Source organism: Verrucosispora sp. WMMA2044 (assembly GCF_027497155.1).
GTDB lineage: Bacteria > Actinomycetota > Actinomycetes > Mycobacteriales > Micromonosporaceae > Micromonospora > Micromonospora palythoicola.
On the sequence record NZ_CP114913.1, the window covers coordinates 3798681 to 3816437 of the forward strand.

Genomic DNA, 17757 nt, shown 5'->3' on the forward strand with positions numbered 1-17757 from the left:
ACCTCGCGGTCGCCGGACGGCACCTCGGCCGCCTGGGCTGGCTGAGTCGCGGCGAGGGTCGAGGCCACCAGCACCGCGACGGTACCGAACGTGACGAGTCGTCGGGGACGGGAGGGGACGGTGCGAGGCTGCGACATGACACCTTCCTGACGCAGAGGGGTGAGGGAAAGTCAGGTGGGCGGGGTTGGGGCGGCTTGAGGCCGCCCCGACCCACGGCTCAAAGAGCAGCGAGGTCGGCGATCCGATCCGGATCGACGGTGGAAGTCCAGATCCGTACGTCGTCAACGACACCGCCCAATGGCGACCAACGGCGTCCGTCGGCGGCACCGTTGCATCCGATCAGCGTCGGTCCGGCAGCCATCCACGGCGTGGTAGGGCCGTCTGCCTCGCCCTGCAACTCACCGTCGACGTAGAGCCGCAGCTTGCCGGCCGCGACGTCGTATACACCGGCCAGGTGCGTCCACTTGCCCAACTCGGGTGGTTGCTGTGACTCGGCGGTGTGCCAGATCGCGGAAGTGCTGTCTCCGGTCGACGGGATGCCGAAGTGCCAACGATCGTGGGTCGGGTTGTACTTCAGGAAGAAGCCGCCGTGCACGTTGCCGACCTGCGAGAGCACCGTATGGTGATCGGTTGTCTGTTCCAGCAGCACCCATGCGGCCACGGTGAACGAGGCATCGGTTCGTACCGCCGGACCGGCCGACTCCGCGCAGGAGTTGTCGGAGAGCTCCAGGCCTAGTGCGCCGTCACGGCCGAAACCCCGGTCACGCGCCCAGGCATACGGTCCAGTGATGCTCAGATCGCGACCGTTACCTGACCAGTCCGTCAGATAGGTAGGGGTGTCGCTCGCTGGACCGTCCAGCGGCCACATCCCCTCCAGCTTCACCTCCGGATTGCCCCCATGCACCTCGGCCACTTCAGCCGCACTCAGCACACCCCGCCAGGCACGAACCCCGGAAACCGCTCCGGTCACGTAGTCGCCGCTTGCTCCGGCATACAGTGCGCATCCGACGGTCAACGGCCCAGACGCCCGCCACGGGCTCCCGGTACGAGTGACCGAAGCTGCCGGAGTGCCGTTGACGTAGAGGCTCATCCGCTGGGCGGTGGCGTCGTAGACGCCTGTCACGTGCGTCCAGCGGCCCACATCGGCGTTGATCGCCGAGGTTGAGCGGGTGAACTGTGAAGGGGAGTTTTCGTCATCCGCCGGCTTCATCATCAGCGCCCAGTACGGCACTCCGCCCGAGTACCGGGTGCCCAGATACCACCCGCTGACGCGGTTGCCGTCCTGCCCGAGAATCGTTTGATTACCGACTCCCACGGTGCTCAATTTGACCCAGGCGGCAACCGTGAATGATTCGTCAGTACGCAACACCGCTCCCGTGCTGCGCCCGCACTGTGTACCGTCCAACTCGACCGCCGACTCGACCCGCCCATACTGGTCGTCCGACCAGGACACGGTCTCCGGCAAGATCACGTCCGTGGATCGACCCGTGGCATCAGTTCCGCTGCCGCGCATCTGCCAATTTCCGACTTCACCGGCGGGCAGTTCGGTGGCCGCGCGCGCGATCTGGGCGTCGGAAAGTAGGCCCTGCCAAACGCCGACGTGATCGATGGATCCGGTCATCTGGTGCCAAGAGAACGACTCACTGCCGGCACACCCGATCAGGAGCCTCGCCTGGGCGTTCCACGGAGTGAAGGGAATAGCCTTCTCCGCTACTAGCGCGCCACCTACGTATAGGCGGACTACCTTCGCCACCGGGTCGACGGTCGTGGCGATGTGCTGCCAGACGCCCATAGCGCCGGCCGGCGCCAAAGTCGCGACGAATCCGAACGCCGACGAATCCGCATCGGTAAGCGACATCTGCCACGCGTCGGCATCGGCGTTGTAGCTCAGTACAAAGGCGGGCGCGGCCGAGCCCGCTTGAGAGACGACGGCCTTGTTGGCACTCTTCGAGTCCAGTCTCACCCAGCCTGCCACGGTGTACTCGGCGTCGGTGCGAATCACTGGGGACGTCTGGGCGCAACCTGTGCCGTCGAAGTTAAGCGCGGCGTTCGCGTTACCTCTCCGGTCGGCGCCATACCCTGCCCCACTGCCCAGTGTCAGGTCATGACCTTGACCGGAGTCGTCGAGGGCGTCGCCGTCGAACCGCCAGGCACCCTGTGACTGGGCCTCGGTGATGCGGCCGGTGAAGAAGTTGTACGCGGTACGCACCGAGTAGTTGCCGGCGATGTCCTGCGCCCAGACGTAGACGACAGTACGTCCGACCTCCGGTGTGAACGTGACCGTCGTCGTGCCCGTCGACGCCTTGAAGTTCTGCTGGGCGTCGACCCCGATGCCGTACGCGAACTGCTTCATGCCTGAGCGAGCGTCGGACGATTTGAAGGACAGCGTCACCGGCTGACCCTCGATCGGGGTACCGGAGGTGCGCGTGACCACCGGCGCGGTGGGTGGGGTGTAGTCCAGCCGGAAGTAGCAGAGGCTTGTCCAGTCGGTGTCGTCCACCCCGTCGGTACCCCGGATTCGCCAGTTGTAGTTCCCCTCGGCCAGGGTGGGCGCGGGCCAGGAACGCTCGGCACCCGACTTGGTCGAACCCGAGGTGCTTTCGGCGGGAGTGGTCGGACCGTTGAGGTCGAACCGGATCTTGACGGTGCCGTCGCCGTCGCTGGCCTTGCCCCACAACATCGGCGTGCGGTCGGTGATCCACGGCCCCGGCGACGTCTTGGCGCAGGCACCGCCAGGGGTAGTTCTTACCGCTACCGGCGAATGCGGCTTGTGCTGGTAATCCGTGATGAGCTTAACCTTGGCCGGGTCGAACTTGGCCCATCGTCCACCGCTCTCGGTCGCCATCCGCAGACCGAAGGTGATCGAGGTGTGGCCTTCGTCAGCGTGGCGTTGAACATGGTGGCCGATCTGCGTGCCGTTGAAGGCCATCCAGTTGGGATCTTGGGAAGGGCTGCATCCGCCGTTCGCTTTGCCCAGCTTGGTCTGCAGCGGCTCGCCGTGCAGCCATTTGTCCTTCATGCCGTTCCAGGTAGGCGTGTTGGCGGCCAGGGAGTTCGTCTGCCAGACGGAGATCGACTCACCGGCACAGTCGGCGGTGTGCACGAGATAGGCGTCCAGACTGGCTCGGTCGATCAAGCGCTTGCCGGCCAGCGCCGACGTGTCAAAGTAGAAGTGCGACCGCCAGATGTCTCCGTGGTCGTCATGGTTCGATCCCACCCGGGCGACCTCTCTGGGCCAGTCGCTGCCGGAGGTCCACTGGGTGCTCGCCCTGGAGTCGTTCACCGGAGCCCAGCTGGCCCACTTCTTGTCATAGGTAGGGTCGATGAAGACGGGAAACCGGCCGGCGTCAAGCAGCTCGGGGTCTGCGGAAACGCTCATATGACCGTCGCCGACCTGGACGTCGACCGCCGCGGTTCTGGCGGCGTCCGCCGGACCACGAGCGGTGGAACGATCCGGCCTCGGATCAGATGGCGCACCGTCAGCCAGGAACCCGGCCCGCGCACCGGCGACCTCATGTGTCGAATCCCATGCTTTGGCCGGTGGGGCGGCCGCCAGCAGCCCCTCCGGGCCGGACACGGTGACGCCTCCGCCCACCGCGGACACCGTCGCTGACCCGCCCACGACGTAGCGTGTCTCGCGGACCAGCGGATTGGCCGCCGCCGCTGCGCTCTTGACCACGAGAAGGTGGGAGAAGCCACCCCGCTCGGCGCGCACCACGAGGTCGACGTCCGGGTACACGTTCGGGTAGGTGATGCTGTCTCCGGCGATCACACCCTGCGGAAGTGGATCCACCCAGCCGAGTGAGAACGTGGCACCGCCCCCGGTCATGGTGGCGAAGGCCCCCGCACCGCCTGAGGAGAAGACCACGTCGGCCGTTGAGGCAACCGGCCGTACCAGACCGTCCTGCCCCACCTGCAACGTCGTGTCGATCTCAGTCCAGTCGCCGTCTTGTCTGGTCCATTGCGGCTCGGCCCACGATTCGAAGGCGAAGTCACCGGACGGCTGGGCAAAGACCTTCGTCGTCTCCGAGGCCGCATCGAGCACTTCCACGGCGACCTCACACGCCTCGGCCATGGCCTGGGCCGCGTGCTCCGAACCCACTCCAGATGGGGCACCACTCGGGCACGGGTCGGTGACTTCGGCGCTGGCAGGAGCAATTGGCGATAACGCGGACAGGGAGCCAGCCAACACCACGAGGGCCACAGTGGACCGAATCCAGGCAGGACGAATCGACAAGCCGCACCCCCGTGAAGCAAACGTGATCAAGCTTGCGGCACAACGTACAGATAGATGAAGCCCAACACCAGAGCGAATCTGCGGCAACACTCTCCGTGTACCCATTACGGCGCAATCGCCGGTTTTGGCGGCCCCTATGTTTCACGGTGGTTGCTGCCCATTCACTCCCGATAGCCCGTTTCGCGCCGTGCTGGCTTCGCTGCTGCGTGGCGTGCCGATGCTCGTCGTACGTCCGCCGCATCGACGCTCACCATCGACCGCAACCCGACCGAACGCACCTCGCTAAGGGCAGGCGGCCGCGAGGTAGAGGCGAACAACGCGGGTGACGGTTTCGCGGTCGCCCTCGATGCGTACGGTGCCGGCGCGTTCGGCGTCGGTGAGCGGCAGGCCACCGAAGAGCACCTCGCTCCAGGCCGTCGAGTCGGCGGTCACGGTCGCCACCGGGCCGACGGCGGCACCGGGCCGGACGTCCAGCATCCCGTTGACGGTGGTCAGCCGGTAGTCGCCGACCGGCGGGTCGGGCTGCCGGGCGTCGTAGAGGCGCAGGGCGGTCAGCGGCAGGCCCTCGGGGACGGGGGGCACCATGGTGCGCATGGCGAGGACCATGGCGTCCGGGGTCATGCCACCGCTGGTGCGCGGGTCCGGCCCAGAGGAGTACCAGCGACCCAGGGACGCGAGGACCGATTCCAGGCCACGGCCCCACTCGGTGACGGCGTACGCGCGGGTGCGCGCCAGGTCGGTAAGCGTCACTTGGTCGACGATGCCGGCCTGACGCAGGGATCTGAGCCGGTCACTGAGGACGGCCGGCGTGATGCCCCGGACGGACTCCTGAAGGTCGGCGAAACGCTTGGGGCCGAGGAGCAGCTCGCGGACGACGATCAACGTCCACCGGTCACCCACCAGGTCAAGGGCGTTGGCAGCCCGGCAGGCGTCGCCGTGGTGGGCGTAGGTCAACTTGACAGGCAATCCCGATCAACTTCTTTCACACGAGTAGACGCTATGTTTATAGTAGCGGTATGCCAAGTATGGATAGACAACCAGCGCCGCCGGTGGTCGACCGCGACACCTGGCTTCGGGAACGGAACGCACTGCTCGTACGGGAGAAGGAGCACACCCGAGCGGGTGATGCCATCGCGGCCGCCCGCCGTCGCCTCCCGATGACCGAGGTCAACCCGGTCAAACTGGTCGGCGAGCAGGGCCCGGTCTCGTTGCTCGACATCTTCGACGGGCGAGACCAACTCGTGGTCTACAAGCACATGTGGCACCTCGGCAAGCCGTTCGAGGAGCAGTGCGAAGGCTGCACCATCAGCATCTGGAACTTTCACGAGGCTAGCCACCTGGCGGCACGGGGCATCAGGTTCGCGGTCTTCGCCGAGGGACCGTACGAGGAGATCGCGCCGTTCCGCGAGTTCATGGGCTACCTCCACCCGTGGTACTCGACGTACGGCATCGACGAGTCCGCCGTCGCCGGCGGCGGCAACATCGCCTGCTACCTGCGCCGGGGTGACCGGGTGTTCCTCACCTACGAGACGACCGGCCGCGGCGTCGAGGCGATCATGAGTTCGCTCAAACTGCTCGACATGACCGCCTACGGACGACAGGAAGCCTGGGAGGACTCCCCCGACGGCTGGCCGCAGGCCGACCCGACGTACAGCTGGTGGCGCAAGGACGGCCGCCCGGTAGCCCAGTGGACCCGCCCCGGCGTCACGCCCGTCCAGTCGGACCAGCACCACTGCCACTGAAGACCAGAGCCGAACGGTTGCCAGCTACCTCGTGGCCGTCGGCGGCAGAGACCACGCCACACCGGCCGGCATGTCGCTAAGGGATGGACGTGGACATTGCGGATCTAATGGGTCGGTGCTGAGAATCGATGTCGTTGCTGCCGCGTTGTTGCTGGCATTGACCGGCTGCGCCGGTGGCTCTCGGACACCCACCAGCACCGAGAAGGCCCCTGGAATCTCGTCGGGGCAGGCGCCGGCACCGGCGCCTGCCCCGATGGTCGGGCGCGGCCGGGTGCTGAACGGCGACGATTACCGGACCCTGGTCGCCGGTGCCACGTACGACTTCCTCGCGGCGATGCACGGTCGGGTAGCCGTCGGTGATGGCGGTTGTCTGATCCTGCGGGACGAAGCAGGGGCCGCACAGGTGGTGGTCTGGCCGCCGGGCACCACGCTGCTTCCGAACGGCCGAGTGGGCGTACACGTGCCTGACGTCGGGGAGATCGTCGTGGGCGATCGGGTCGACGGCGGCGGCGGATTCTTCGATGCCCCGCTCGCCGAGGGCGGCCCGCCGGAACACCTGCCGCCCGTGCCTGTCGGATGCGCACCCGCCGGCGCCTCCGTGGCGGTGCTCGAACGCGTCACCCGGCGCAGCGACAGTTGACGGTGCTCTGTCGCACATCGGGTCGCACCGTTGTGGGACGCTCGCGGGATGGGTGAGGTGATCTTCCGTGAGGCGGTCCGGGCGGACCTGCCGGCCGTGCTCGACCTGCTCGCCGACGACATGCTCGGTCGTACCCGTGACGTCGGGGAGGTCGACGCCACGTACGAGAAGGCGTTCGCGGACATCACCGCCGACCCGCGCAACCAGCTCGTGGTCGGTGAGACCGACGGCGAGGTGGTGGGATGCATGCAGCTCACCTACATTCCAGGGCTCGGCTGGCACGGCGCCGAGCGGTTGCTCGTCGAGGCGGTCCGGATCCGCTCGGACCAGCGCGGACGGGGTCTAGGCCGGCAGATGATGACCTGGGCAATCGAACAGGCGCGGCAGCACGGCTGCGGCCTGGTGCAGCTCACCACCGACAAGGCCCGCCACGACGCGCACCGCTTCTATCTCGGGCTCGGCTTCGTCGCCAGCCACGAGGGTATGAAGCTCAGTCTCTGACACCGGCGGACGGAGGCTCTGCCAGCCTGGGTCGCCCCACGTCGCATCGGAGGACGGTGGCCCAGAAGGTCGTCAGCGTCGCCAGACTCGACCCGTGGGCCAAGGACCGGGTGGACTTCCGGATCAGCCAGAAATCCCCCTCGGGCAGGACGATCGCCCAGCCAATGGGTACGTCGTTCTCCGCCACGAGCACCAGCAGTTCCGGCTTGCTGTCGACTTCGATCTCGGGCAGGTCCGCCATCTCGACGGACCCCATCCCCTGCTCCCCGCTCACCGGTAGCTCCGCCGGTGGCATCGCCGCACGGCGTGGCGAGACCGCCACAGCCTGGCCAGCCGCAGCAACGGCCGCTGCTGCGGCTGAACCGGCATTGGGGCGTACCGCTCGGGTTCAAGGGTGCGGTACGCACCGGCCCGCTCGGAATAGGCGGGCCGCTGTACCACGTCGATCGGGTCGTCCTGCCGCTGAAACCACTTCCACCGAGCCATCACGAGCCTCCGCGAACACGCACCGATACTGCCGATGCCTGCCACAATCGGCCCGCGCTTCGCCGATCTGCAACGTCTCATGCGGAGATTTGGAGAAAGATATTTGCGGTGTGTCATCTGGGCCTCGATGCTGTTCCAAACGAGACACTGGCAGCACCGATCTGAGACGGGGTGACATGAGCGACGTTGGGTCTTCGGTGCCACGGCGGCAACTGGGCAGGTTGCTGCGCCGGGCCAGGGAGGAAGCCGGCATCAACCTGGAGGCTGCCGCCGAGGCCCTCGAATGGTCGCGCGCCAAGATGTACCGCCTGGAGAGCGGACAGACCTCTCTGCGTACCCACGATGTGACGCTGATGTGCCAGCACTACGGCACCTCCGCCGAGCTGACCGAGGTCATGGTCAGCCTGGCCCGGGAAGGCAAGAGTCGGGGTTGGTGGCACGCCTACGGTGAAGCCATCCCGGCGTGGTTCGAGCTGTACGTCGGGCTGGAGGCCGCGGCCCGCCGCGTGCGTCAGTACGAGCCGACGCTGATCCCTGGGTTGCTCCAGACCGCCGAATACGCTGCGGTCATCTTCAGCGCCAAGGCTGGCCGGAGCCAGGATGAGATAGCGCAGAAGGTCGCGCTACGCATGGAGCGTCAGAAGCTGCTCGCTCGCCGCAGCCCAAAAGCTCCGAGCTTCGAAGCCATCATCGACGAGGCCGTGATCCGCCGCCCCATCACCGACCTGGACGCCTGGCGCAGCCAACTCGCACACCTGGTGAACGCCGCACAGCGACCGAACGTCTCGGTCCGGGTGCTGCCGCTGGGCAGCGGCCCCCACGCGGCATCCGTTGCCGGGTCGTTCATCATGCTGGACTTTCCAGCGGTCGGCACGCGGCCCGCAGAGCCGTCGACCGTCTACAGCGAGTCGCTGACCGGCAGCCTTTACCTGGACAAGCCGACAGAAGTGGCGGCGTACGCTGACGCCTGGTCCACCCTCCTGGACCTTTCACTGGGCGTGCGCGAGTCTGAAGATCTGATCGGGACGGTTATCAAGGAGAGCTTCGATGAATGACCTGACCAACGCCCGGTGGCGCAAGAGCAGCCGGAGCGGTGAAGGCGAGTGCGTCGAGGTGGCCGACGACCTGGCTGGCGCGGTCGGGGTGCGGGACAGCAAGGACGTCGCCGGGCCGGTGCTGCTGTTCGCCCCCACCCGGTGGCGGTCCTTCGTCGAGACCCTCAAGGTCAACGGCCTCCCGTAGCCCCTTCGCCACAACCTGCGGGCAGCGGGTCCCACCTCGTTCCGCGCCCAAGTTCACACCTCCTGCCCAAGCCTCGTTGACCATGGGGTTAGCGGCAGTTTGAAGATCCAGTACTGCCGCCAACCTCATGATCAACGGATACGAAAGGTGGGAGGGGACGGAAGAAGCAGGTGGGTCAGCGGGGGCGGTCGCGGTCCTTGGAGGGTTGGACCCGTTTCGGCTCGCCCGGCATCTTCGGGTGGTCGGGCGGGTAGGGCAGGTCACCCTCTCCGGCGGCGGCGTCCCGCTCGGCCCACTCCAAAAGCGGGGTGATGTCCCACCCGGCGTCGTCGATGCCGGCGTGCGGGTCGCCGCGCTGGGCCAGCCGTTCCGGCACGGTACGCAGGTCGAAGTCGTCCGGCTCGACGTCGGGTAGCTCGTCCCAGGTGACCGGGGTGGAGACGGTCGCCCGGGCGTTGGCGCGCAGCGAGTACGCGCAGGCGATGGTGCGGTCCCGCGCCATCTGGTTGTAGTCCACGAAGACCCGCTCGCCGCGCTCCTCCTTCCACCAGGCGGTGGTGACCAGGTCGGGCCGGCGGCGGGCCAGTTCCCGGGCCAGCGCGATGGTGGCCCGGCGTACCTCGACGAACGTCCAGCGCGGCTGGATGCGCAGGTAGACGTGCACGCCCCGGCCGCCGGAGGTCTTCGGCCAGCCCGGCACGCCCAGCTCGTCGAGGATCGCCCGCAGCTCGGCGGCGGCGGTGGCGGCGTGGGCGAAGTCGGTGCCGGGCTGCGGATCTAGGTCGACCCGCAGCTCATCGGGCCGGTCGACGTCGGCGGCGCGGACCGGCCACGGGTGGAACACCACGGTGCCCATCTGCGCCGCCCAGGCGACATGGGCCAGGTCGGCCGGGCACAGCTCCGCGGCCTTGCGACCGCTGGGAAAGCTGATCTCGGCAGTCCGCACCCACGGCGGCACGCCCCGGGTCGGCACCCGCTTCTGGAAGAACATCTCCCCCGCGATGCCGTCGGGGAAGCGCTGCAACGTCGTCGGTCGGTCGCCGAGCGCCCGCATGATGCCGTCGCCGACGCTGACGTAGTAGTGGAAGACGTCGGCCTTGGTGAAGCCCCGCTCCGGGAAGATCACCCGATCGGGGCTGGACAGTCGTACGGTGTGCCCGGCCACCTCGATCTGCTCGGCCGCAGCCTTCGTGCCACCCATTGCGCGACCATATGCGATGGGTCCGACCTTCGGCGTACCGTTGACCTGTGACTGTTCCCGACAGCGAACTGCCCCGCACCGAGGACGAGTGGCGGGTCCGGCTCAGCCCCGCCGAGTTCCGGGTGCTGCGCGAGCACGGCACCGAACCGGCGTGGACCGGCGAGTACGTCGACACCAAGACGCCCGGCATGTACCGGTGCCGGGCCTGCGGTGTCGAGCTGTACCCGAGCGACACCAAGTTCGATTCGCACTGCGGCTGGCCGAGCTTCGACGACGCCATCCCGGGCGCGATCAAGGAGATCGAGGACAACTCCCTCGGCATGAGTCGCACCGAGATCCGCTGCGCCCGCTGCGACAGCCACCTCGGTCACGTCTTCCGGGGTGAGGGCTTCACCTCGAAGGACACCCGGCACTGCGTGAACTCGCTCTCCATCCGCCTGGACCCGAGCGCAGCCTGACCCGGTCACCCGGCCCGCGCCGCCGGGCGGTCAGCCGGCTGCGGGCCGGCCGGCCATCAGCGCGACCTGAGCGGTACGCGACTGCTCGACGCGTCGGGCCAGGTCGAGCACCCGTGCGTCGGTACCCGCCGCCTGGTGTGCCCGGGCCAGGTCGGCCGCGGCCTGCTGGTGCGCGCTGAGCACCTCGATCAGCACCGCGTCGACCTCGGCGTCCGGGGCGTCGCGCAGCCGTGCCAACTGCTCGGGGCCGGTGCCGTGCCCGGCGTGGTCGTCGGCGCGGGCGCTGCGCCCGGCCCGTGCCAGCCAGCCGCGTGCGGTGGCCAGTTCGTCGGACTCGGTCGCCTCGACGGCGGCGACGAGCGTGCGCAGCTCGCTGTCGCTCAGTCGGTCCCGGACGAGCCGGACGATCTGGAGGGTCTGCTCGGTGTGCCCGGCCATCATCGACAGGAACAGCAGGTCGATGCCGGTCATCTCGCTGGTGACACCAGGCGTCGCGGCGGAGGTCGCGGCCACCGGCGGCAGCGGCGCGTCGGAAGGCGCGGGCGCGCCGCCACAGCCGGCAACCAGCAGCACCGCGATCAGGTGCAGCGGCAGCACGCGCAGCGTGGCACGCCGTACCCCCGACACGGCGGCTCCGGCCGACAGCACACCAGCTCCCGCCCGCAGCACTGCGCGCGGGTGCGACGGTACGGCGGGCGGGAGGTGCGGCCAGCTCCGGCCGCACCTCCCGTCGGTCAGATCTGGCTCCACAGCGCCGGTACGTTCGGCGGCTCCCAACCGGCGATAGCGGTGTGCGCCTGCCGGCAGCGGTAGGTGCGGCCACCGTAGGTGACCTGGTCCCCGACCGCGTACGCGCGACCGGCGGTCCAGGTGCCGCCGGTCGGCGGGTTGGTGGTCGGGGCGACCGTCGGGGTGGGCGACGGTGCGGGCGGGTTGATGGTGGGGCTCGGGCTGGGCGTGGGGTTGCCGCCGCCACCGCCGATCTGCAGGTCGACGCAGGAGTAGAAGGCGTTCGCGGTGTCGGAGATGTTCCACACCGCCAGCAGCTTCTGCCGGCCGGAGTAGCCCGACAGGTTGACGGTGTGCGAGACGGTCGCGCCGGGCTGGCGTCCGCCACCGGAGAAGACCGCGACCCGGGTGTTGCCGATGAAGTACTCCCAGTCGCGGGTGGCATGCATGGCCGTGTTGACCCACGTGAACGTCACGGTGGTGCCGACCGAGGTGGCCGGCCAGCCCCGGTTGTCGTCGTTGAGGACGGCGAAGTGCGAGATGTTGGCGTGGCAGTTGCGCAGCCCCTTCGGGCCCTCGACGCTCTGCGGTTCCCATCTGATCTGCCCGCAGTCGGGCACCCGGTTCTGGGCGCAGAGCGCCTGGCGGCTCGGTGGTGACGAGACGTAGCCGTGGGCCTGGGCGGGAGTGGCGACGGCCAGGGTGGAGACCATCGCGCCCGTCGCGACGAGCGGAAGGGTGAATCTTCGACGCATGGCGGCAGCTCCTTGTCGGCGTGGTGCCTGGTGAGGTGCCACAAACATAATTTAAACCTTGTTAACAGTAAAGACCGCTGTCGATAAAACGGGGGTCAGCCAGCGCCGTGCCGCAAGATGGGACAAAAGGTCTCTCTGATGGAGGTACGGGGCGTGGCTACCTGCGAGGTCTGCGGCAACGACTACTGGTTGGCGTTCGAGGTGCGTACGGTCAGCGGTGACGTGCACACCTTCGACAGCTTCGAGTGCGCCGCCCACAAGCTCGCCCCGATCTGCGAACACTGCAATGTCAAGATCGTCGGCCACGGGGTCGAGGTCTCCGGTCGGTTCTTCTGCTGCGGTCACTGCGCCCGCGCGGTGGAGACGGAACAGGGCGCCGAGATCCGCGACACCGTCGGCGCCCGCCCCGCCTGATCGTCCCGCACCGACACCAGCACCAGGTGCCAGCAGGGTCGCGGGGACACGGCACTAGCCTGGCGGGATGCCTGACACGCCGCTGCACAGCGCGAGTTTCGCCGAGTTGGACACGCACACCTTCCACGACCTGGTGCGGCTGCGCGTCGACGTGTTCGTGGTCGAGCAGGAGTGCGCGTACCCGGAGCTCGACGGGCGGGACGTCGAACCCGGCACCCGGCACCTGTGGCTGACCCGCGACGGCGCTCCGGTGGCGTACCTGCGAATCCTGGCCGACCCAGGCGGGGTAGCCCGGATCGGACGAGTGGTGGTCGCCCCGACGGCCCGGGGCGACGGGCACGCGGGCCGGCTGATGACGGCGGCCCTCGCGGAGATCGGTGACCGGCCGTGCGTGTTGGACGCCCAGTCGCATCTTGTCGACTTCTACACGCGACACGGCTTCACGGTCAGCGGGCCGGAGTACGTCGAGGACGGCATCCCGCACACACCCATGAGCCGGAAGCGGTGACCGACCGCGAAACCAGTGCTGGAAGCGCTTCGACGACCCCGTGCACCCGGTGCTGGAAATCGCTTTCCTCATTGACGGATGACGATCGAACGTGCCATCCTTCCGGTCGAGTCAGCACGCGAGGGCCACACCGACGGCACGGGAGAGGGCAACTCCCGAGCGTCCGGGCGATGTCGAGATCCGACGACTCCCCCTGGGGGCTCCCATGTCCAACTCGCTCAGATCATCACGGGCGCTCTGGCTGCTGGCCGTCGCGGCCGTCGCCACGCTGCTGCTCTCCACGGCATACGTACGACCCGCCGCCGCGCACGGCTCGGTGGCCAACCCCATCTCCCGCAACTACGGCTGCTGGCAGCGCTGGGGCGGTGACTTCCAGAACCCACGGATGGCCACCGAGGACCCGATGTGCTGGCAGGCGTGGCAGACCGACACCAACGCCATGTGGAACTGGAACGGCCTCTACCGCGAGGGCGTGGCCGGCAACCACCAGGCCGCCATCCCCAACGGCCAGCTCTGCTCCGGCGGGCGCACCGAGAACGGGCGCTACCGGGCGATGGACGTGCCGGGTGCCTGGCGGACGACCTCGGTCGGCAACAGCTTCCGGCTGAAGTTCTACGACCAGGCCAGCCACGGCGCCGACTACATCCGGGTGTACGCCACCCGGCAGGGCTACGACGCGCTGACCACGCCGCTGGCCTGGTCGCACCTGGAACTTGTCGGCCAGATCGGCAACACGCCGGCGTCGCAGTGGCAGCAGGAGCCCGGCGGGGTCTCCATCGAGATCCCGGTCAACGCCCCGGGGCGCACCGGTCGGCACGTCATCTACACGATCTGGCAGGCCAGTCACTCCGACCAGTCGTACTACATCTGCAGCGACGTGCAGTTCGGCGGCGGATCCAACCCTCCGCCCACCACGCCCCCGCCGACCACGCCCCCGCCCACGACGCCGCCGCCCACCACGCCCCCACCCACCTCGCCGCCGCCCACCAACCCGCCACCGGCAGGGGCATGCTCGGCGACCTACCGGGTCACCTCGACCTGGTCTGGCGGATTCCAGGGCGAGATCCAAGTGACCGCCGGCAACGCCGCCATCCGCGGCTGGCGGGTGAACTGGACCAACGGCAGCGGACAACAGGTCAACCAGGCCTGGAACGCCACCGTCACCTCCAGCGGCGCCACCGTGACCGCCACCAACGTCAGCTACAACGGCAACCTCGGCGCCGGCGCCAGCACCAGCTTCGGCTTCCTGGCCTCCGGCAGCAGCACGAACACCCCGACGCTGACCTGCACGGCCACCTCCTGACCCCGGCCGGGGCCGCGCCACACTCCCTCGGGCGCGGCCCCGCCCGGCTCACTGAGCGGCAGCCAGCACCTGGCTGGTGGTGGTGCCGGAGCCCCGACCTGGAGAGCGCTTCCCGCGTTGACGTACGCCGATGCCCCATGGCACGCTTCCTCCGGAGCCAACACCACAGGGCAACGCGGATCGGCCACGGGAGAGGCAACTCCCGAGCGTCCGGGCGCAGTCGCGAACTGACGATTCCCTTGGGGAGCTCCATGTCGAACGTACTCAGATCACCACGCGCTGCCTGGCTGCTGGCCGTCGCGGCCGTCGCCCTGTTGCTGCTCACCACCGCGCTGACCAACTCCGCCTCCGCGCACGGCGCCACCGTCAACCCCGGGTCCCGCGCCTACGGCTGCTGGGAGCGCTGGGGTGGTGACCACATGAACCCGCGGATGGCCACCGAGGACCCGATGTGCTGGCAGGCCTGGCAGGCCAACCCGGCCGCCATGTGGAACTGGAACGGCCAACTCCGCGAGGGTGTGGGCGGCAACCACCAGGCGGCCGTACCGAACGGCCAGCTCTGCTCCGGCGGGCGGGCCGAGGGCGGTCGCTACAACGCCCTCGACACGCTCGGTGCCTGGCGGACCACCCCGGTCCCCAACAGCTTCCAGTTGAAGTTCTTCGACCAGGCCAGCCACGGTGCCGACTACATCCGGGTGTACGCCACCCGGCAGGGCGTCGACACGCTCACCAAGCCACTGGCCTGGTCCGATCTGGAACTGGTCGGCCAGATCGGCAACACGCCGGCGTCGCAGTGGCAACGGGAGGTCGACGGGGTGTCGATCCAGATTCCGGTGAACGCGCCGGGCCGCACCGGCCGGCACATCATCTTCACCGTCTGGCAGGCCAGCCACTTCGACCAGTCGTACTACCACTGCAGCGACGTCCAGTTCGGTGGCGGCACCACCCCGCCGCCCACGACGACGCCGCCGACCACCACGCCACCCACCACCACCCCGCCGACCACTACCCCGCCCACCACCAACCCGCCGGTGACCGGGGCCTGCTCGGCGACGTACCGGGTCACCTCGACCTGGTCCGGCGGATTCCAGGGCGAGGTCCAGGTGACCGCCGGCAACGCCGCCATCCGCGGCTGGCGGGTGAACTGGACCAACGGCAGCGGACAACAGGTCAACCAGGCCTGGAACGCCACCGTCACCTCCAGCGGCTCCACCGTGACCGCCACCAACGTCAGCTACAACGGCAACCTCGGCGCCGGCGCCAGCACCAGCTTCGGCTTCCTGGCCTCCGGCAGCAGCACGAACACCCCGACACTGACCTGCACCGCCACCTCCTGACCCCGGCCGGGGCCGCGCCACACTCCCTCGGGCGCGGCCCCGCCCGGATCAGCCGGCCAGATCGGCAGGCCAGAACCGGCCAGCCGGCCGGCGCCTCAGGCCAGTGCGGAGACGATGTCGGCGACCGAGCGGCGACGGCCGGTGTAGAACGGCACCTCCTCGCGGACGTGCAGCCGGGCGCGGGAGGCACGCAGGTCACGCATCAGGTCGACGATGCGGTGCAACTCGTCGGCCTCGAAGGCGAGCATCCACTCGTAGTCGCCGAGCGCGAACGAGGCGACCGTGTTGGCCCGTACGTCGGGATAGCCGCGGGCCATCTTGCCGTGCTCGGCCAGCAGTTCCCGCCGCTCGGCGTCGGGCAGCAGGTACCAGTCGTACGACCGGACGAACGGGTAGACGCAGAGGTAGGCGCGAGCCTCCTCGCCGGCCAGGAACGCCGGGATGTGGCTCTTGTTGAACTCGGCCGGCCGGTGCAGCGCCATCTGCGACCAGACCGGGGTCATCGCCCGGCCCAGGGCGGTCCGCCGCAACCGCAGGTACGCGTCCTGGAGCGCGTCGCTCGACGCGGAGTGCCACCAGACCATCAGGTCGGCGTCGGCGCGCAGCCCGGACACGTCGTAGGTGCCGCGCACCACCACGTCCTTGCCGGCCAACTCCTCGATCAGCGACTCGACCTCGCCGGTGACGTTGTCCCGCAGCGACGGCAGCGGCGCGCTGGCCCGGAACACCGACCACATGGTGTAGCGGATGGTGTCGTTGAGTTCCTTCAGTCGGGCCGCGTTGCTCTGCTCGGTCATCTCCCCGATCCTTCCAGTGCCGTGATGATCTCCTCGGCCGCCGTCTCACCGGAGCGGACGCAGACCGGGATGCCGACCCCGTCGTAGCCGGCACCGGCCAGCCGCAGCGTCGGATGTGCCGCCCGCAGCGCCGAACGGGCGGCGACGACCCGGTCGAGATGACCGGGGGTGTACTGCGGCAGCGCGCCGCCCCAGCGCTGCACGTGCCCGGCGACCGGGGCGGGCAGCGGGGCACCCAGCACCGCCGACACCTCCCGGTGCACGGTGGCGGCGAGGTCCTCGTCGGGGCGCTGGAGCTGCTCCTCGTCGCCGTACCGGCCGACCGAGGCGCGCACCAGGGCCAACCCGTCCGGCCGGCGCAGGTGCCCCCATTTGGTGGTGAAGAAGGTGGCCGCCTTGACCAGCAGCCCTTCGGTGGCGGGCACCAGGAAGCCGGAGAGGTCCGGCAGCACCGCTGCGGGCAGCGCGAGGGTGACCAGCGCGACGCTCGCGTAGTCCAGTCCGCCGATCTCCTTCGCCGCCTCCGGGGCGACGTCGGCGAGCAGCCGCGCCGCCGGCCGGGCCGGCACCGCGAGCACCACCGCGTCCACCTCGACCTGCTCCGGGTCACGGGTCGGGCCGACGGTCAGCCGCCAACCGACGCCGGTCGGAGTGAGTTCGCGTACCGCCGCGTTGCGGCGGATGGTCGCGCCGCTGGCCGCCACCGCCGCGTCGACCAAGGTGCTCAGCCCGCCGTCGAGGGTGCCGAAGACCGGCTCGCCGGGGGCGCGCGGCGCGGCGGCCTGGGCCGTGCGGACCGCAGCGAGCAGCGTGTGTTCCACCCGGGCGGCCCGGGCCAGCGCCGGCATGGTGGTGACCAGGGACAGGTCGTCAGCGCGGCCCGCGTACACCCCGCCGAGCATCGGGTCGACCAGCCGGTCGACCACCTCGTCACCGAACCTCGCGCGGACCAGTGCCCCCACGGCGACGTCCTGGTCGGCACCGAGCAGCGGCCCGCCGCCGTCGCGGTCGGCCTCCGGAGTCGGCCGCGCCACCGCCGCCGCCTTGTCCAGATCACCGGGTACGCCGACAAGCGTGCCGCCCGGAATCGGGCGCAGCCCGGCGTCGACGGCCAGCGCCGCCTGCCCGACGGTCGGGTGCACGATCCGTGCCGCCAGGCCGAGCCGGCGGATCAGGGCCACGGCGGCGGACTCCCCGCCGGTTGGGTCGCGCATCAGGAACGACTCGGCGCCGAACTCGACCGGCCCGCCGGCCAACTCGCCGGTGCGCAGCTTGCCACCGAGCGCGCCGGACTGCTCGTACACGGTGATGTCGACGTCGGCGGGGGCGCGGTCGCGCAACCGGACCGCGGCGGCCAGGCCGGCGATGCCGCCGCCGACCACCGCCACCCGCCGCCTCGCCACGGCG

The 17757-nt window shown here is 69.4% G+C and carries 18 protein-coding genes; 10 read left to right on the forward strand and 8 right to left on the reverse strand.

Annotated elements, in window-relative coordinates; all coding sequences use genetic code 11:
- Positions 1-217: 217 nt before the first annotated feature.
- Together O3597_RS17210 and O3597_RS17215 are read right to left on the reverse strand one after the other, a co-directional pair.
- Positions 218-4102 (reverse strand): LamG domain-containing protein, encoded by a 3885-nt coding sequence (locus O3597_RS17210; protein WP_281601756.1) that lies wholly within the window; start codon positions 4100-4102, stop codon positions 218-220.
- Between the two features lie 417 nt (positions 4103-4519).
- Entirely contained in the window at positions 4520-5203 is a 684-nt protein-coding gene (locus tag O3597_RS17215; protein ID WP_281601757.1) for a winged helix-turn-helix transcriptional regulator, read from the reverse strand.
- Positions 5204-5253: 50 nt separating this feature from the next.
- On the opposite strand from O3597_RS17215, the gene O3597_RS17220 reads away from it, so the two are divergent.
- The 3 genes from O3597_RS17220 (at position 5254) to O3597_RS17230 (ending at position 7120) form a co-directional block, all read left to right on the forward strand.
- Positions 5254-5979, forward strand: coding sequence for a DUF899 family protein (locus O3597_RS17220; protein ID WP_281601758.1), 726 nt, complete (start codon positions 5254-5256; stop codon positions 5977-5979).
- Between the two features lie 115 nt (positions 5980-6094).
- A complete protein-coding gene (locus tag O3597_RS17225; RefSeq protein ID WP_281601759.1) occupies positions 6095-6619 on the forward strand; it encodes a hypothetical protein in 525 nt (174 codons plus the stop codon).
- A 48-nt stretch (positions 6620-6667) separates the two neighbouring features.
- Positions 6668-7120, forward strand: a complete 453-nt coding sequence (locus O3597_RS17230) for a GNAT family N-acetyltransferase (RefSeq protein WP_281601760.1) — start codon at positions 6668-6670, stop codon at positions 7118-7120.
- Here the strand turns inward: O3597_RS17230 and O3597_RS17235 are convergent.
- Entirely contained in the window at positions 7110-7394 is a 285-nt protein-coding gene (locus O3597_RS17235; protein ID WP_281601761.1) for a hypothetical protein, read from the reverse strand. The two genes, O3597_RS17230 and O3597_RS17235, sit on opposite strands and share 11 nt — an antisense overlap.
- Before the next feature lie 388 nt (positions 7395-7782).
- Between O3597_RS17235 and O3597_RS17240 the strand changes: the two genes are divergently transcribed.
- Both O3597_RS17240 and O3597_RS17245 read left to right on the forward strand, forming a co-directional pair.
- A complete protein-coding gene (locus O3597_RS17240; protein ID WP_281601762.1) occupies positions 7783-8661 on the forward strand; it encodes a helix-turn-helix transcriptional regulator in 879 nt (292 codons plus the stop codon).
- Entirely contained in the window at positions 8654-8848 is a 195-nt protein-coding gene (locus tag O3597_RS17245) for a DUF397 domain-containing protein (protein WP_281601763.1), read from the forward strand. The genes O3597_RS17240 and O3597_RS17245 overlap by 8 nt, the downstream gene beginning before the upstream one ends.
- 175 nt (positions 8849-9023) lie before the next feature.
- On the opposite strand, the gene ligD is transcribed toward O3597_RS17245, so the two are convergent.
- Positions 9024-10049, reverse strand: coding sequence for a non-homologous end-joining DNA ligase (gene ligD / locus O3597_RS17250; RefSeq protein WP_281601764.1), 1026 nt, complete (start codon positions 10047-10049; stop codon positions 9024-9026).
- Between the two features lie 47 nt (positions 10050-10096).
- Here ligD and msrB point away from each other — a divergent pair, with 47 nt between their 5' ends.
- Positions 10097-10507, forward strand: a complete 411-nt coding sequence (msrB, locus tag O3597_RS17255; protein WP_281601765.1) for a peptide-methionine (R)-S-oxide reductase MsrB — start codon at positions 10097-10099, stop codon at positions 10505-10507.
- A gap of 30 nt (positions 10508-10537) precedes the next feature.
- Here the strand turns inward: msrB and O3597_RS17260 are convergent, their stop codons facing one another.
- Both O3597_RS17260 and O3597_RS17265 read right to left on the reverse strand, forming a co-directional pair.
- A complete protein-coding gene (locus O3597_RS17260) occupies positions 10538-11134 on the reverse strand; it encodes a DUF305 domain-containing protein (protein ID WP_281601766.1) in 597 nt (198 codons plus the stop codon).
- 107 nt (positions 11135-11241) lie between these two features.
- Complete coding sequence (locus O3597_RS17265; RefSeq protein WP_281601767.1) at positions 11242-11991, reverse strand: lytic polysaccharide monooxygenase; 750 nt, start codon at positions 11989-11991, stop codon at positions 11242-11244.
- Between the two features lie 153 nt (positions 11992-12144).
- Here O3597_RS17265 and O3597_RS17270 point away from each other — a divergent pair, with 153 nt between their 5' ends.
- The 4 genes from O3597_RS17270 (at position 12145) to O3597_RS17285 (ending at position 15553) form a co-directional block, all read left to right on the forward strand.
- Positions 12145-12405 carry a Prokaryotic metallothionein gene (locus O3597_RS17270; protein WP_164445973.1) on the forward strand — a complete coding sequence of 87 codons (261 nt, stop codon included), beginning with the start codon at positions 12145-12147 and terminating at the stop codon, positions 12403-12405.
- A 67-nt stretch (positions 12406-12472) separates the two neighbouring features.
- Positions 12473-12913: a GNAT family N-acetyltransferase gene (locus tag O3597_RS17275; RefSeq protein WP_164445541.1), complete on the forward strand. Its 441-nt coding sequence runs from the start codon at positions 12473-12475 to the stop codon at positions 12911-12913.
- Between the two features lie 205 nt (positions 12914-13118).
- Complete coding sequence (locus tag O3597_RS17280) at positions 13119-14216, forward strand: lytic polysaccharide monooxygenase (RefSeq protein ID WP_281601768.1); 1098 nt, start codon at positions 13119-13121, stop codon at positions 14214-14216.
- 251 nt (positions 14217-14467) lie between these two features.
- A complete protein-coding gene (locus O3597_RS17285; RefSeq protein WP_281601769.1) occupies positions 14468-15553 on the forward strand; it encodes a lytic polysaccharide monooxygenase in 1086 nt (361 codons plus the stop codon).
- 95 nt (positions 15554-15648) lie between these two features.
- On the opposite strand, the gene hemQ is transcribed toward O3597_RS17285, so the two are convergent.
- Together hemQ and hemG are read right to left on the reverse strand one after the other, a co-directional pair.
- Positions 15649-16350 carry a hydrogen peroxide-dependent heme synthase gene (hemQ, locus tag O3597_RS17290; protein WP_164445544.1) on the reverse strand — a complete coding sequence of 234 codons (702 nt, stop codon included), beginning with the start codon at positions 16348-16350 and terminating at the stop codon, positions 15649-15651.
- Positions 16347-17753 (reverse strand): protoporphyrinogen oxidase, encoded by a 1407-nt coding sequence (gene hemG / locus O3597_RS17295; RefSeq protein ID WP_281601770.1) that lies wholly within the window; start codon positions 17751-17753, stop codon positions 16347-16349. The genes hemQ and hemG overlap by 4 nt, the downstream gene beginning before the upstream one ends.
- Positions 17754-17757: the final 4 nt, after the last annotated feature.

Coding starts and splice junctions, on each gene's coding strand:
- O3597_RS17275 (WP_164445541.1), top strand. CDS start 12,473: ATGCCTGACACGCCGCTGCACAGCGCGAGTTTCGCCGAGTTGGACACG.
- O3597_RS17230 (WP_281601760.1), top strand. CDS start 6,668: ATGGGTGAGGTGATCTTCCGTGAGGCGGTCCGGGCGGACCTGCCGGCC.
- O3597_RS17285 (WP_281601769.1), top strand. CDS start 14,468: ATGTCGAACGTACTCAGATCACCACGCGCTGCCTGGCTGCTGGCCGTC.
- O3597_RS17265 (WP_281601767.1), bottom strand. CDS start 11,991: ATGCGTCGAAGATTCACCCTTCCGCTCGTCGCGACGGGCGCGATGGTC.
- hemQ (WP_164445544.1), bottom strand. CDS start 16,350: ATGACCGAGCAGAGCAACGCGGCCCGACTGAAGGAACTCAACGACACC.
- O3597_RS17280 (WP_281601768.1), top strand. CDS start 13,119: ATGTCCAACTCGCTCAGATCATCACGGGCGCTCTGGCTGCTGGCCGTC.
- O3597_RS17220 (WP_281601758.1), top strand. CDS start 5,254: ATGCCAAGTATGGATAGACAACCAGCGCCGCCGGTGGTCGACCGCGAC.
- ligD (WP_281601764.1), bottom strand. CDS start 10,049: ATGGGTGGCACGAAGGCTGCGGCCGAGCAGATCGAGGTGGCCGGGCAC.
- O3597_RS17240 (WP_281601762.1), top strand. CDS start 7,783: ATGAGCGACGTTGGGTCTTCGGTGCCACGGCGGCAACTGGGCAGGTTG.
- O3597_RS17245 (WP_281601763.1), top strand. CDS start 8,654: ATGAATGACCTGACCAACGCCCGGTGGCGCAAGAGCAGCCGGAGCGGT.